This window comes from Ruegeria sp. C10 (assembly GCF_056537805.1).
Genome location: NZ_JBQFSC010000001.1, coordinates 521,239 through 536,555, shown reverse-complemented (window position 1 = coordinate 536,555; position 15,317 = coordinate 521,239). Strand labels below are relative to the sequence as shown.

The window sequence follows — 15,317 nt, the reverse complement described above, 5'->3', positions numbered from 1 at the left end:
AAAAATGAGCTTTCCAGAGGTGGCTGCACTTTACGCCGACGCTGCAGAGCGGTAGCCATGGCCCGGACACAACGTAAGGATCAGCTTGATGGAAACCCTTTCGGAAAATGCCTGTTTTGGTGGTGTGCAGGGCGTTTATCGCCATGCTTCCTCGGCCTGCAAATGTGATATGACATTTGGCCTTTTTCTTCCAGCCGAAGCCAAGGACGGCCCCGTTCCTGTTCTGTGGTATCTGTCGGGCCTGACCTGCACCCATGAAAATGCCATGACGAAGGCGGGTGCCCAGGGTTGGGCGGCCGAACAGGGCATTGCGCTGGTGTTCCCCGACACTTCACCACGCGGCGAAGGCGTGGCAGATCACGAAGACTATGACCTTGGCCAAGGCGCAGGGTTCTATGTCAATGCCACGCAAGGCCCTTGGACGCCTCACTTCAACATGTGGGATTATGTTGCCGAAGAGTTGCCGGCCCTTCTGGCCGAGAACTTTGCGATTGATCCTGATCGTCAGGCCATCACAGGACATTCGATGGGTGGGCATGGCGCATTGACGCTGGCGATGAACCTGCCCGGGCGTTACCGGTCTGTTTCGGCCTTCTCGCCGATCTCGAACCCAATGGGGGCGGATTGGGGCCGCAAGCAACTCAGCGCGTATCTGGGCGATGATGAGACCGCATGGGCCAAGCATGACGCGTCGGCGATGATGAAAAGCACAGGCTTTGACGGACCGGTCCTGATCGACACCGGTGCAAACGATCAGTTTATGGATCTGTTGCGCCCGGAGGCACTGGCGCAGGCAATTGCCGAGCGTCGCCAGCAGGCCACTTACCGACTGCAGCCCGGCTATGACCATTCCTACTATTTCGTGTCCACCTTTATGGAGGATCACATCACCTTCCACGCCGAAGCGCTGTATGGGGACTGAGGCATGAGCAAATATGACTATGACCTGATCATCATCGGCTCGGGCCCTTCAGGCCGGGCAGCGGCGATTCAGGCAGGCAAATTGCAGCGCCGGGTGCTGGTGATTGACCGCAAAGATCGTTTTGGTGGTGTCTCTGTTCATACCGGCACGATCCCATCGAAAACCTTGCGAGAAACGGTGCTGAACCTGTCAGGCTGGCGCGAGCGCAGTTTTTATGGGCGCTCCTACCGGGTCAAGGATCAGATCAGCGCAGAGGATCTGAAAGCACGGCTACACATGACACTCGATCATGAGGTCGATGTGCTGGAGCATCAGTTCAACCGCAACCATGTTGAAACGCTGAACGGGTTGGCGACGTTCACGGGGCCACACGAGATCGAGGTGGCTACGGATGCAGGCGAATCCACGCGTCTGACAGCAGCCAAATTCCTGATCGCCACCGGCACCAAGACCTACCGGCCAGATTACGTGCCTTTCAATGGCAAAACTGTCGTCGATGGGGATGATTTCCTTGAGATGGAGGAAATCCCGCGTTCGCTCTGCGTGATCGGTGCGGGCGTGATCGGCGTTGAATATGCAACTATGTTCTCGGCGCTTGATGTCCGGGTGACGTTGATCGAACCGCGCGAGACGTTTCTGGATTTCATCGACAAGACACTTATCCACGATTTCACACATCAGATCCGTGAAAATGGCGTCGATCTGCGGTTGGGTGCAGCCGTCGAGAAAATAGAAGACGCCGGTAGCCATGTTGAGATCACGCTGGACAATGGGCGGCACGTCCGGGCCGAGATGCTGCTGTTTGCAGCCGGGCGGATGGGGGCAACCTCGGCGCTGAACCTGGATACGGTTGGCATTGAAACGGATCATCGCGATCGTATCAGTGTGGACCGCAAGACCTATCAGACCTCGGTGCCGCATATCTATGCCACCGGAGACGTCATCGGGCATCCGTCGTTGGCCTCAACTTCGTTGCAACAGGGACGGGTCGCGGCCTGTCATGCGCTGGAGACTCCAACCCTGCCGGAAAGCCCCTGGTATCCGTATGGGATCTACTCGGTCCCCGAAATCTCAACCTGCGGGATGTCCGAGGAAGAACTGCAGGAGCGTGGTATTCCCTACGAAGTGGGTGTGGCCCGGTTCCGCGAAACCTCGCGCGGGCACATCATGGGGTTGGAGCATGGCATGCTGAAGATGCTGTTCTCGCTCAAGACCCGCCGGGTCTTAGGGGTTCAGATTGTCGGCGAAGGCGCAACCGAGCTGATCCATATCGCGCAGGCGGTGCTGAACCTGAAAGGCACGGTGGATTACTTTGTGCAGAACACGTTCAACTATCCGACCCTTGCCGAAGCTTACAAAATCGCGGGGCTGGATGCCTTTAACCGGATGCCCATTCCGGACGAATTCAAGGTGCGCAAATCGACGCCAAAGGCGAAGTCAGAACCAAAGGTCAAAGAGGCGTGACGACGCTTTACATCGACGGGGATGCCTGCCCGGTCAAGGCCGAGGCTGAACGGGTGGCAACCCGGCATAAGGTGCCGATGGTTCTGGTCTCAAACGGAGGGCTACGCCCCTCTGCCAACCCGTTGGTGCAAGTCGTGATCGTCGCCTCGGGAGCAGATGAGGCGGATAAGTGGATTGCCGAACGCTGCGGCACCGGCGATATTGTCGTTACCTCTGATATACCGCTGGCCGCCAAGTGTATTGAAGCCGAAGCACGCGTGCTTCGGCCCAGTGGTGAGGCTTTCACTGCGGCCAATATCGGTCAGCAATTGGCAATGCGCGATCTGATGGCAGACCTTCGCGCGGCAAATCCGCTGGGGACAGGTGGCGGGGGAAAACCATTTAGCAAAGCCGACCGGTCGCGTTTTCTAGATGCGCTTGAGCGCGAGATACGCGCTGCCCTTCGCAGGTAGTGCTCCCGCCGGTCAGAGACGCATCAAAGATGCATATCCTTCCGTTGGGCTGGGCAGCGCGTGCGGCGCTGCGGTTGGCGCTTGCATCTCTGACCTGCGCTTGGTTCAGTCGTTGTGATTGAACTGGTATGGGATTAAGTCATGGCCATTGAAGCCGTCATCTTTGACATCGGAAATGTGCTGATCGAGTGGCAGCCCGAGCGCTATTATGATCGAGTAATCGGCGAGGATCGTCGTCGCGCCATGTTTGACGAGGTCGATCTGCATGGGATGAATGATCTGGTAGATCAGGGCCATCATTTCACGGATACAATTTACAATTGGGCGGACAAGTACCCGGAATGGCACGATGAAATCCGAATGTGGCATGACAACTGGATCGAACTGGCCGCGCCCGAGATCCCACATTCAGCGCGACTGCTGCGCGCGTTGCGGACCAAGAAGATCCCGGTTTTTGCCCTGACGAATTTTGGGGTTCAGAATTTTGACTATGCCACTACTGTTTATCCGTTTCTGAATGAGTTTGATCGTCAATACGTCTCGGGTCGGATGAAGACGGTCAAACCTCATATGCCAATTTACGAAATGGTTGAGGCCGATTGCGGCATCCCTCCCTCGGCGCTTTTGTTTGCAGATGACAGGATCGAGAATATCGAAACAGCAAGGGCGCGCGGATGGCAAACGCATCACTTCATCGATCCGCAGGGTTGGGCGGATCGATTGGTTTCTGAGGGGCTGCTGACCGCTGAAGAGGCCGCATAGCTCAGGCTGTCACGCCGGTTGGTGAGCGATTTTCGCGGATGGGCAGGTGAATGATGGCGCTGAACGCTCCGATAGCGACGCCGATCCACCAAACCATGGTGTAATCACCGAATTGGTCGTACATGCGCCCGCCTAACCAGATGCCCAGAAAACTGCCGATCTGATGGCTCAGGAATACGATCCCGTAGAGCGTGCCCATGTACCGCAGGCCATAGAGATGTGCGACAAGGCCAGATGTTAGCGGTACGGTCGCCAACCAGAGCGACCCCATCACAAGCGAGAATGCGATCACGGACAAGGGCGTGATTGGGAACACGATGAAGGCACCTGCGGCAAGCGTTCGGCCGGTGTAAACCGCCGCGAGCAGGTACTTCTTCGGAAAGTGATTTCCAGCCCATCCGGCCAAAAGGGTTCCGCCGATATTGGCCAACCCAATCAACGAAATCGCAATCGCCCCCAAGGCTGAAGTTGTGGTGATCCCCATCGAATGTAAGAGGCCTCCGGGTTGGATCGGGCCGCACATCTCGGTGACGAAGGCAGGGAAATGGGCTGTGACAAAGCCCAGTTGATAGCCGCAACTGAAAAAGCCGATCGCAATCAGCGAATAAGACGGGTCGCGGAATGCCTTGGATAGGATCTGCCCCATACTCTCCTCTAGCTCCGTCCTGCTGATGGGCTGAGGCGCGCGCATGAATGGCAATGTCAGGATCAATGCAAGGATAGCCACCGCAAAGATCAGAAACACTTGCTGCCAGGGTAAGAAAGTCAGCAACCACTCTGCTGTGGGTGCGCCAATGACTTGCCCGAAACTGCCCGCTGCGGTGACAATCGCCAATGACATCGAGCGGTTCGCATCCGATGAGGCACGACCTACGACCGCAAGGACCACGCCAAACCCCGTCCCAGCGATCCCGAAACCCACGAGCCAGGCATACATCTGATGTTCAAACGGGGTAACGGACCATGCCGTCAGGACCATTCCCGCCGTATAGGTCAGAGCGCCCAGAACGATGGCGCGCCGATCACCTATCTTTTCCGCAATGGCGCCAAAGATCGGCTGGCCGATCCCCCAAGCCAGGTTTTGTATGGCGATCGCCATCGAAAAATCGCTGCGTAGCCAGCCGAACTCATCCGCAATCGGTATCTGGAACACACCAAAAGAGGCGCGTACGGCAAAACTGACTGTAATTACGATGCAGCCGACGATCAGGATCGGGTTCAGCAAACGGGTGGATTGCGACATTAAGGCTCCGAAGATTGGTTCCAGCAGACGTTAGCGGTACAACTCGGCGCGTCAATTCAGGAGTTTTGTGACGCCAGTTCAGCAAAATTGATGTGTCTGGAAAAAAGGTTTCTTTTCAACCCACGAAGCGATCGGTATGGCTCAACTCATGACGGATCTAATTTCACACTATGAAGATCTTATTGCTGATGGGACACTGACCCGGGACGACGCGCAAGAGGCTGTGCTGCCCCGGTTTGAGCGCATTCGAGCAGCCTTGGCCGAACCGGTTAAGCGTGGATTTTTCCGCAAAGCGCCGCCGCCACCCAAGGGTTTGTATCTTTGGGGAGGTGTTGGGCGCGGTAAGTCGATGTTGATGGACATGTTTGTCGAGACATTGGGTGAAATCCCAGTTCGACGGGTGCATTTTCATGCGTTCATGCAGGAAATCCATTCCGGTCTGCACAAGGCGCGTGAAGACGGCGTTGAGGACGCGCTGGTCCCTGTGGCCGATGCAGTCATCAAATCGGCGCGGGTGCTGGCCTTTGATGAGATGCAGATCATCGATATCACCGACGCGATGATCGTGGGGCGGTTGTTTGATCTGCTCTACAAGGGTGGTGTCGCTATCGTTACGACTTCGAACAGACATCCGGATGATCTATATAAGGATGGGTTGAACCGGCAGCTTTTTCTGCCTTTCATTCAGCATATCAAAGAGCAACTGGAAGTGTGGGAGTTGGTTTCACCCACGGATTACCGGCAGAACCGACTTGAAGGCTCGCCGGTTTACTTCACCCCCATCGGGCCCGAAGCGCGGGAAAAGATTCGTGAGGTGTGGAATGATCTGTCGGGTGGACCGGCAGAAGAGCTGGCCCTTCAGGTGAAGGGTCGCGAAGTTGTCCTGCCCGCCTTTCGCAACGGCGTTGCACGGGCCTCGTTTTATGACCTCTGCGGACGAATGTTGGGTCCGGGAGACTACCTGGCCATCGCAGAAGCGCTGAAGGTACTGGTTCTTGAAGATATCCCGCGTTTGTCACGCAATAATTTCAATGAGGCCAAGCGCTTCGTCACCCTGATCGATGCGCTTTATGAGGCGAAAGTTCGGCTGATTTGTTCCGCCGCTGCCGAGCCCGAGATGCTCTATGTCGAAGGAGAAGGAACTTTTGAGTTTGAGCGTACGGCCTCGCGCCTGCGGGAGATGCAAGACAAGGATTGGGGCAGATAGGGGCTGCTGCCCTGGCGCAGAATCTTTTTCATCAGGCGGAGGATCAGGCGTTTTCTCTAAGGATGTTTCCCGCAAGATAAAGCGACCCGCAGATCAGAATGCGTGCATCAGGGGTTTGAGCGGTGATTGCGGCGAGCGCGTCTGTGACGCTGTCTGCTGTTGTGGCGGCCAGATTCACCTTAGCAGCAGCGGCGGCGGTTTCGTCCGCGCTCAGCGTATTCTGCTCACCCGGGATCGATACGGCCGTCAGGCTGTCTGCCCTTTGGGCCAATGGCGCGAGATAACCGGTGACATCTTTGGTATTCAGCATACCACAAATCAAATGCGTGGGACGTTCTGGTAGTGACACTAAAACCTCGGCCAAAGCAGTGCCTGCAGCCGCGTTGTGACCGCCATCCAACCACAACTCAGCCTGAGGGGCCTGCTCGACCAGAGGACCGATTTTTAGCCGCTGCATGCGCGCGGGCCATTCGGCCTTGGCCACAGCGGCCTCGTAGGCATCATCGCCCATTTGCAGGTGGCGCAACGCAGCCAGAGCCGCGCCTGCATTTTCGATCTGATGAGCACCCAGTAGGTTTGGCATAGGCAGATCGCGCAAACCGGTTTCGTCCTGATAAATAAGGCGACCGTTCTCAGTATGAACATGCCAGTGCTGCCCGTGGACCAATAGCGGAGCGCCCAGACGGGCTGCGGTATATTCGATGACTTCCAGCGCCTCATCCTGCTGCGGGCCGACGATGCAGGGAACGCCCGGCTTGATGATTCCGGCTTTTTCAGCGGCGATCTTGCCCAAAGTGTCGCCCAGGAACTGCTCATGGTCGATCGAGACGGGGGTGATGACCGTCAACTCGGGCCGTTCGATCACGTTGGTGGCGTCCAGCCGCCCGCCCAGCCCGACTTCGAGCAGCGTATAGTCAGCTTTGGTGCGGGAAAATGCCAGCAGCGCGGCGCAGGTGGTGATTTCAAAATAGGTGATGTTCTCACCGCCATTTGCGGCGTAACACTCATCCAGCACGGCGGTCAGGTCGGGCTCGGAAATCAGCTCACCTGCCAGTCGGATTCGCTCGTGAAACCGGGCCAGATGAGGTGAGGTATAGGCATGGACCGCATGCCCTGCCCCTTCAAGCCCCGCCCGGATCATGGCCTGGGTCGAGCCCTTGCCATTGGTTCCAGCGATATGAATGACCGGAGGCAGCTTAACCTGAGGATTGTCTAGTGCCGCCAGCAAACGCCATACCCTGTCCAAGGTCAGGTCGATGATCTTGGGGTGCAGCGCCATCATCCGGTCTAGGATGGCATCCGAAGATGGGGAGGTCATTTTTCGACCGCGTCCTCGGTGGGTGCCTCGGTTGGGGCTTCTTCCGGCTCGGGCGCAGGAAGGTCGCCTTTGACCGCAGGGGGCTGCTTCATCAGCATTCGGGTGATGGTGATCAGCTCATCCCGCATCTCGGTGCGTTTGGTCACTCGGTCGAGCATCCCGTGATCCAGCAGATATTCAGCGCGCTGGAATCCTTCGGGCAGTTTCTCACGAATGGTCTGTTCGATCACACGGGGTCCGGCGAAACAGATCAGGGCATTGGGTTCCGAAATATGAACGTCACCCAGCATCGCGTACGAGGCTGTAACGCCGCCTGTTGTCGGGTGGGTCAGGACAACAATATAGGGCAGGTTTGCTTCTTTGAGCATCTCCACTGCGACCGTCGTACGCGGCATCTGCATCAGGCTCAGAATGCCTTCCTGCATCCGCGCGCCGCCGGCTGCCGAAAACAGGATCAGAGGCCGCTGTAGCCTAACAGCCTCCTGTGCTGCAGCAATGATGGCATTGCCTACATACATGCCCATCGATCCGCCCATGAACGAAAAATCCTGCGCGGCAGCCACGATCGGGGTACGGCCGATTTCGCCAACGGCGACCAGCATCGCTTCTTTCTCGCCGGTCTTTTTCTGGGCCGCCTTCATACGGTCAGGGTATTTTTTCTGATCCCGAAACTGCAGGGGATCGTCTTTCGGTGCCGGGACATCAACCTCGGAAAAAATACCGCCATCAAACAGATGTTGGAACCGATCGCGCGGCGTGATTGCCATGTGATGGTCGCACTGGGTGCAGACATTCTGGTTTTCCGCCAATTCGCGGTGGAACAGCATGGTTCCACACTCATCACACTTGTGCCAAAGGTTTTCGGGCACTTCGCGGCGCGAGAAGATCGAATTGATCCGGGGGCGGACGTAGTTTGTGATCCAGTTCATGTCGGAACCTTGATAATGCGGCGTTGACGTCAAATAAGACGCAATGCCGGGAAATGCAATCAGCGCCTGAGGACCAATCTTGCAGTGAGCCACCCCACGATCATCAGCGCAAAGTCGACTAGCAACCAAGGTCGCAACGCTTCGGCGTCCGATGCCTCATAAGGAAGATGGAACAAGGCCAGGCCACCAAGGTTGTCGGGAAGCGAAATGACAAGCAGAGCCGCGATGTTATTGAAAAAATGCAGCGCAATGGCGGGGCCCAGCGTACCCGCTCGCGCGGTCAGATCGGCGGTCAAAAGCCCAAATGTCAGCGCCCAGATGGCAATCAAGACCGCATTGTCTCCGACCGTCGCGGGGCTGTAGTGGCCAGCTGCGAACAAGATTGATGGCAGACCCATCCAGATCAGTGGAGACCGAAACCGCGCGGCCAGGCCCTGTTGCATATAGCCTCGGAACAGGATTTCCTCGGCGCTGGTCTGAATCAGCACCGCAACAGCGGATAAGGGAAGCAGCAAAAGCCATTTGGTTAACGCGAGATTCGCCACCAATGGTGCACCAAGGTCATAGGGGGGGAGTATGAATATGACTGCACCCAGCAGAAGCAATGCGCGAACAACGCGCCAAAACTGCCAGATTGCGATGGATTGTTCGCCCAGGACCGAGGCAAGTGACCGGTGCTGAAATAATCGTGCCCCCAACGCCACGCCAATAGTGACAAAAATAAAGCTGGAGAGCACAATAAGGAGCGCTGTTGGCGACGATCCATTCAAGAATGTGACCGCCGACCCTGATGAGCCAAGACTGGCAACGATTGCGAACAAGATTGCATTGAGCGTGACCACAACCACTGAGACCAGCGCAAGACCAGCCAACAAGCGCCATATCTCGGGATATCTGCGGGCGGCACCTAGCAATTGCTGATGACTTGAATAGGCACCCCGCCTTTCATTAGTGCTCATCGGATTGCTCAGCACTTACCGAAGGCAGGTCATCCCCAATTGGAGTGTTGGGGTCACGCAACCGCTCGGACACCGTGGACAAATATCCAGCCACGGTTTCAAGCAACCTCATCGCAACGCCCGCGTCACTTTCAATCACAGCACGCAATTCCTCCGCGCCGATCCGCAGGAACGAGCAATCCGTGAGGGCCACCAAATCTAATTGTCGCGGCTCATTGGTGATAATCGCAAGATCGCCGATAAGGCGCCCGGGTTCTACTATCGAGAGCGAACGCATTTCACCGTGTTCATTCAGCCAATTCAGGCTCGCCGAACCCGAAATACACAAATACGCCGCATCGGGAGCCTGGCCACGTGCGAAAATGGTTTGACCTGCCGCGACCTCGTACCATTGGGCCGAAAACGCCAGAAGACGCTGGTTGCGCCCATCGACTCGTGAAAACAACTCGGTAGAAGAAATGATCTTGAGTTTCCGGCTCAGGTCGTCCGTCCCGGTATCTTCGGCATCGGTGGACACGCGCGAGACACCATCGATGCGACCGTCCTTTATTTCAACAAACAAATCATAGGCTTCCGGATGGGCAAAATGATCCTCCATAAAGATCATAATCGAGTCGGGTAATAACTCGCGCAGCTTCAGACGGGTCCGCAGGCGGCTTTCAGAGTCGTGGCTGGCCAGTGCCTTGTCGAGTATCAGGATATCGGGGCGTTTGATCCCGGCACGAGAAAAGGCAGCACGCTCCTGAAACACTGTCGGAAGGTTATTCCCACCTAACCCGGACGGCAGGTCGTAGATGATCGCGGCGGCCCTTCGGCGCAGCCCGGCCTCGTTCAGAACCTCCGCGACCAGATCTTCGATCTCTTCTGCATGAGCACCAGCCATGATGGATACCCGACCATACAGAGCGTTTTCCATTGCTGTCAGGCGGGGAACGTAGACGTCCGGTGACACCGGCACGAACATCGCACCCATAGCGCCCCGCAGCCGTTCGGCCTGACTGTGACGAATGGAAAGGATTTTGTCCTTGTACTCCTCAGGGAAACTCGGGCCGATTTGTTCAGCGGTCAGCATGAATGGGACGGTCAACAGCAGCGCACGTTCCTGATCGCCGATGGCTTCCTCGCCCTTGGTTTTGCGGCGCTCTTCGATATCGAGCAGACGGTGGTACATGTCTTTTGACATGCCAAGCCGCAAGAACAATGGGTGATCGGCCCCATCTCGCCCGAAAGTCTGGTTTAGGGTTTCCAGAACGGCCTGAGCGATGCTGAGCGCGTCATCATCAAGGCCATTGCCCGTAAGCAACGACAGAAACCGGTGGTCCCCCGCCAGAATGTCCGGTGCGATATCATGCGTCGGTGAAGCGAACAGCAGGTTCCCGCCCAAGGGCACGGCGGGATTGAACTGGTCAGGATCGAACCGATAGACATACTTGTCCAACCCGCGCTCTTGCAGGCGTGTCGCAACGGTATCTCGCAGATCGACTATTTCTTTCGCCAGTACCGGGTGTACTTCCGGGTCGAACTGAGAGCGCAAAGTGCGCCGGAACATAAATTCATCAATGCCCATCGCTTCGACAAGCTGGAACCACCAATCACGAATATCCTCGATGTCATCAAGACCCGCGAGGCTTGGATCGATCCATTCATCGGACAGTGAATCGGGTGGGTTCCCGGCGCGCACGGCTTCGATCTGGCGGCGTGAGGGGGCCTGCAATGCACCACTTTCGTGTTGAGGATGCGTGCGCAGCGGCATTAGCAGGTTATCACCCAATGTTCCGTCGAACAGGTAAGGGCGTGAATAGGCATAGCCGATCCGCGCCGCAATCACCGCCTGATGCAGGCTGTTGAGGTTGTGGCCAGCCATCAGAACCTCGCCTTGAACCGGCAGCACTTCGCGCGTCAGCAACTGCGCAAGCGCACTGCGTTCCGAAGCGTGTTTCGACTGAATCGCAACCCGAGCGCCTTGGGGAATGGTAAGATCAATATCCTCAAGGATGGTCTTGCCGTCATCATCACGAACGGTCACGTTGCGCAGTTCGATATCGCCGGTTAGGTGCGGGATTGCCTCGGGGACGCCCTCAAACAACTGTTCGGGTATCATATTCGATGGGGCAAACCGTTCGGTCACAATTTCCCAGCGCAGTGACATGTCCTGTACCTGGTTGTAGTAGGTCAGAAGATCTTTCCAAGGGCCGCTGAGGTCTTTATATGCACCCAACGCAGCGACCAATGCGCCCACTGTCACCTCGCCCGTGATCGCCAGATAGCCGCCTACTGAATAGAATAGGAAGGGTGTCATCTGAGTGATCAGATTGTTGAGGAACTTCATGAAGAACTTCTTGTTGTAGATCTTAAAGCGAATCTCGAACAAGGTTCCCAGCCGATGGCTGAATTGCGCCAGACGATAGCGCCAGCCGCCATTGGTGCGCAGATCGCTAATACCAGCAGCGCTTTCGCCAATCTCAGAGCTCAGCCGCCGAACCTCCTGAATGCGATCCTTGTTCAGAAGGTTGATCTGACGTTGCAATTTGGGAATCAGCCAAGCCTGCAAAGGGATCAATGCAATACTGGCCAGACCAAACCACACGCTTTGCATGAAAAGAAACGTGACGATCGTCATCATCTGGCCGAACTGAAAAACGGGCTGCGCGATGGCATCTCCCATCAACCCGCCCATGGGTTCGGCCTCGGACGTGATCATCGATACCAATTCACCTTGGCTGGTGGTGGCGAAATAGGATTTGGGAAAGCGCATCGAGCGGCTGATCAAGGTAAAGCGAAGGCGACGCAACATCCGCTCGGCGAGAATGCCTTTCATGGTATTGATGCGCATTTTCATCACGCCACTGGCGATGACAGTTGCCAAAAAGGCAAAGCACAGAATCAGCAGGTACTGCACCTGTGTCACGGTGATACCGAGTACTGTCACGGTGTCTGCGGGCGCACCAATCGCGTCGTTGATGATCTGCTTAGGAAGCTCCAACGAAGCGTAAAGGAACGGAAATGACAGAACGGTCAGCAATAGTAGGACCAATTGCTGTTTTTTCGAATGCTTCCAAATGAATGAAAATAGGGTGGGTTCCATTCCCCTGCCTCATGATGAGCCTGTATGATCCGGGACAAATGCCGATTGCCCGAGCGCCGACGGTAAGCCTCGGCCCGAGCTATTGCAAGAATGGCGGCTCTTTGCGACGCAGAAACCAGCTGGATAGGAGATCACATTTAGGATTCGGGAAGATTTATCCGCTAATCAAGTAAGACTGGTTTGTCCCCTGCCCCGACTTTGACTAAAGAGGGGCTGTCTTGAAAGATGGGGCGATGGGCAGATTACTGGATCGATATATTCAACTAAAGGCTCTGGGGCGCTGGCAGCGTGCCGCGCAGCAGTCTGACCACCTCGCACTGCCTGAGCTTCGCCGCCAACGTGATGACGCCCGGCGGTTGCGCGGCAAACTTGAACAAGCAATTCAAAAAGCTGATGCTCGCCTGATCCAACCCTTGATTGGGGCGACCCAGTTTCCAAAACCCTTGGGAACGGATTGGTCGTGGCGACCGGACCTGTGGCGGACGCCACTGATCCGCAAAGGTATAGCCTCGGCCCCGCGCAAGGCGCGGATGGATGGGCAGGTCATCCTGTTTCACGATTGCAGCCAGGTCGAGATCGGGCTGCAGCAAATCCGAAATCGGCGAGACAAGGATTTGGCGCCTTTCAGTCTGGCCGTTGAGGTATTTGATTTTCAGGGATCTTTCCTGTCGCTCTCCGTTGATCTGCCCACTGATGCCGCCATAAATCTGTCCCGCCAGCATCTGATGCGGGTCGACACTCTGGTTGAGTGCGAGCGTTCTACCGTTGTCTTCGCCCGCCTGAACATTCAGCATGGCCCTAATACCGAGCAGGTTCTGCGCGAACTTGATCTTTCAACACCTGCGGCGACTGTAGATTTTGATCTGGCCCATCTGAACGTGAATGAGCGTCGAATTGAAAAACTCTGGCTGGATCTGATCATTGATCAACCCGCGATGAACCGTGTGGTGTTTCGTGACCTGACATTCTGCCGTTACCACCGGGCTGATCTGTAAAGGGTACTCAATGTCTCATACCACCCTGACACCAATCCGCTTCGAAAACGGCCTGTGGGAAGGCCATTTGACCAGCGAAAGCCCCCCTCAGATCAAGGTGCTGTTTCTTGGTGAGCCTTTGACTGATGTTGAGTTGGAACCAGCAACAGATGGCTGGGCCTTGCGCATCCCAGTGCCGCCCGCCGCCCTGTCGGAAGGTGTCCATACTGTCGTGATTCACGATGGAACAACAGGCCATAAGCTGGGGGATTTCACCATCATCGCCGGTTCACCCGCCGCAGATGATCTGAGGGCCGAAGTCGCTTTGTTGCGCGCCGAGTTGGACATGTTAAAGCGCGCGTTCCGCCGCTCTCAGGCATCTCAAAGCGAAACCTGACCACAGTACTGATAGGATTGTCCCTATCTTTTCAGGTCCATACGTGCATCATTGGATTGGCCTATGGATCGCAACAGCATCATAAAGGTCATCGCGCTGATGGTGACGGGTTTCGGGATCGGGATCGATTTTACCGGTGCCCTCATGCTGGTCCCGGCAATCGAAAACAGCTTTGACGCCGACATCACCAGCACCCAGTGGGTTCTGAATATTTACGCTCTGTTCTTTGCCATGACGATGGTGGCCGGAGGTCGCCTGGGTGACATGTATGGTCATCGCAAGATGATGATCATCGGTCTTTCGATCTTTCTGTTTGCGTCGGTTTTATGCTTTGTCTCACCCGGTTTGGACTACCTGATCGGCGCACGCGCCTTGCAGGGGATCGGGGCGGGATGCGTGTGGCCCTGCACGCTTGCATTTGGAGCCACCAAAGTGTCGAAAGAAGAACACCGCGCATTGGTCATGGGGCTGATACTGGCGGGTGTCACCACGGGTAATGTCTTTGGACCGATGATTAGCGGCGCGGTGGTCAATCTGGGTGATTGGCGGTTGTTTTTCCTCGCCAATGTGGTGTTTTCCAGCATTTCGATGACGACTGCGATCCTGCTGATGGAGCGTGAGACCGAGCATAAGAAAGGTGAACACATCGACTTTGCCGGGATGGGTATCCTGTCTTTTGCAGTTTTGCTCTTGCTTTACGGTTTGGATGTTGGTGCCGATTGGGGCTGGACTTCGCTGCCGCTTTTGCTGCTGTTTTTAGTCAGCGCCGTTTTGTTCTTCCTGTTTCCGAAAGTCGAAAAGAGGGTCAAGGAACCCTTGCTAATGCCTCAGTTGATGCAGAACCGAGAGTTTCTGATTACCTTGGGTCTGAATATGTTCAACGTCTCGGCAGCTTTTGTTGGGCTGCTTTATTTTCCGCAGTATATGCAAAAAGTCTTGGGATGGTCTGTGTTCCAATCGGCGCTGGGTTTGGCACCGCTGACGGTGTTGCTAGCGGTCGGATCGATCGTCTCGGGTACGCTGTATAACGATTTTGGGCCCAAGCGACTGCTGTTTTGGGGATATATTTGCGCCACAGTCGGGGCGGCAAGCGTTGTCATCATGCCTTCCGGGACCGGATATTTTCAGATTCTGCCCGGAATGGCGCTGATTGGTTTGGGCGCAACGCTGACGGTCGGGCCTTCGGGGACAGCCGCCGTATGCGCGGTCAAACCGGAGCGCGCCGGACTGGTGGGTGGCCTGAGTTTCATGACCCATCTGGTCTATGGGGCAATCGCGGTCGCCTGTGCGACGGCGGTCATGTATGTGACAAGCCTGTCCAGCCTGAAAACCCGATTGACTGCGTCAGGCATCAACATGTCCGAGGCTGATCAGAAAGCGATCAATGGTGGAACGCTGAACACAGACTCGGCAAAAGCAGTGCTTGAAAAGTTGAATTCAGGTGAAACTGAAAAGGTTCAGGCCGCCATTGCGGCGGCCTTTGATACCGGAATGAATATGGCTTTTGTATTCGCCACGATCTCAGTCGCTGCTGGAATCGTCCTAGCGCTGATGCTGGATGAGAAAAAGCTGCACAAGGTCGAAGGGTAACACTTCAGGGTGCGA

13 protein-coding genes are annotated in these 15,317 nt (G+C 56.1%); 8 read left to right on the top strand and 5 right to left on the bottom strand.

What is annotated here, in order from left to right:
* Window positions 1-88 precede the first annotated feature (88 nt).
* The 4 genes from fghA to ACR0DE_RS02390 all read left to right on the top strand — a co-directional run bounded on the left by fghA (window position 89) and on the right by ACR0DE_RS02390 (window position 3,600).
* Window positions 89-922, top strand: coding sequence for an S-formylglutathione hydrolase (gene fghA, locus ACR0DE_RS02405; RefSeq protein ID WP_170562027.1), 834 nt, complete (start codon window positions 89-91; stop codon window positions 920-922).
* 3 nt (window positions 923-925) lie between these two features.
* Window positions 926-2,386, top strand: a complete 1,461-nt coding sequence (sthA, locus tag ACR0DE_RS02400) for a Si-specific NAD(P)(+) transhydrogenase (protein ID WP_480751602.1) — start codon at window positions 926-928, stop codon at window positions 2,384-2,386.
* Window positions 2,383-2,838: a YaiI/YqxD family protein gene (locus tag ACR0DE_RS02395; protein ID WP_170511868.1), complete on the top strand. Its 456-nt coding sequence runs from the start codon at window positions 2,383-2,385 to the stop codon at window positions 2,836-2,838. The genes sthA and ACR0DE_RS02395 overlap by 4 nt, the downstream gene beginning before the upstream one ends.
* A gap of 141 nt (window positions 2,839-2,979) precedes the next feature.
* Window positions 2,980-3,600, top strand: coding sequence for an HAD family hydrolase (locus ACR0DE_RS02390; RefSeq protein WP_170393944.1), 621 nt, complete (start codon window positions 2,980-2,982; stop codon window positions 3,598-3,600).
* A 1-nt stretch (window position 3,601) separates the two neighbouring features.
* Here ACR0DE_RS02390 and ACR0DE_RS02385 read toward each other — a convergent pair whose 3' ends face one another.
* Entirely contained in the window at window positions 3,602-4,843 is a 1,242-nt protein-coding gene (locus tag ACR0DE_RS02385; protein ID WP_170732691.1) for an MFS transporter, read from the bottom strand.
* Between the two features lie 148 nt (window positions 4,844-4,991).
* Between ACR0DE_RS02385 and zapE the strand changes: the two genes are divergently transcribed.
* Complete coding sequence (gene zapE, locus ACR0DE_RS02380) at window positions 4,992-6,050, top strand: cell division protein ZapE (protein ID WP_480751599.1); 1,059 nt, start codon at window positions 4,992-4,994, stop codon at window positions 6,048-6,050.
* A 43-nt stretch (window positions 6,051-6,093) separates the two neighbouring features.
* Here the strand turns inward: zapE and ACR0DE_RS02375 are convergent, their stop codons facing one another.
* From ACR0DE_RS02375 to ACR0DE_RS02360, 4 genes are read right to left on the bottom strand one after another with little or no spacing between them, the layout of a single operon-like run.
* Window positions 6,094-7,368 carry a bifunctional folylpolyglutamate synthase/dihydrofolate synthase gene (locus ACR0DE_RS02375; RefSeq protein ID WP_480751597.1) on the bottom strand — a complete coding sequence of 425 codons (1,275 nt, stop codon included), beginning with the start codon at window positions 7,366-7,368 and terminating at the stop codon, window positions 6,094-6,096.
* A complete protein-coding gene (gene accD, locus ACR0DE_RS02370) occupies window positions 7,365-8,297 on the bottom strand; it encodes an acetyl-CoA carboxylase, carboxyltransferase subunit beta (protein WP_170393952.1) in 933 nt (310 codons plus the stop codon). Before accD ends, ACR0DE_RS02375 begins: the two co-directional genes overlap by 4 nt.
* 59 nt (window positions 8,298-8,356) lie before the next feature.
* Entirely contained in the window at window positions 8,357-9,256 is a 900-nt protein-coding gene (locus tag ACR0DE_RS02365; RefSeq protein ID WP_170407256.1) for a type II CAAX endopeptidase family protein, read from the bottom strand.
* Window positions 9,246-12,341 carry an ABC transporter transmembrane domain-containing protein gene (locus ACR0DE_RS02360; RefSeq protein ID WP_170407253.1) on the bottom strand — a complete coding sequence of 1,032 codons (3,096 nt, stop codon included), beginning with the start codon at window positions 12,339-12,341 and terminating at the stop codon, window positions 9,246-9,248. Before ACR0DE_RS02360 ends, ACR0DE_RS02365 begins: the two co-directional genes overlap by 11 nt.
* 233 nt (window positions 12,342-12,574) lie before the next feature.
* Here ACR0DE_RS02360 and ACR0DE_RS02355 point away from each other — a divergent pair, with 233 nt between their 5' ends.
* The 3 genes from ACR0DE_RS02355 to ACR0DE_RS02345 all read left to right on the top strand — a co-directional run bounded on the left by ACR0DE_RS02355 (window position 12,575) and on the right by ACR0DE_RS02345 (window position 15,302).
* The gene (locus ACR0DE_RS02355) at window positions 12,575-13,336 is read left to right on the top strand and encodes a DUF6478 family protein (protein WP_170509260.1); all 762 of its coding nucleotides are present in this window, start codon (window positions 12,575-12,577) and stop codon (window positions 13,334-13,336) included.
* Between the two features lie 10 nt (window positions 13,337-13,346).
* Window positions 13,347-13,712, top strand: coding sequence for a hypothetical protein (locus ACR0DE_RS02350; protein WP_170407248.1), 366 nt, complete (start codon window positions 13,347-13,349; stop codon window positions 13,710-13,712).
* A 63-nt stretch (window positions 13,713-13,775) separates the two neighbouring features.
* Window positions 13,776-15,302, top strand: coding sequence for an MFS transporter (locus ACR0DE_RS02345; protein WP_170625671.1), 1,527 nt, complete (start codon window positions 13,776-13,778; stop codon window positions 15,300-15,302).
* The last annotated feature ends 15 nt before the right edge of the window (window positions 15,303-15,317 follow it).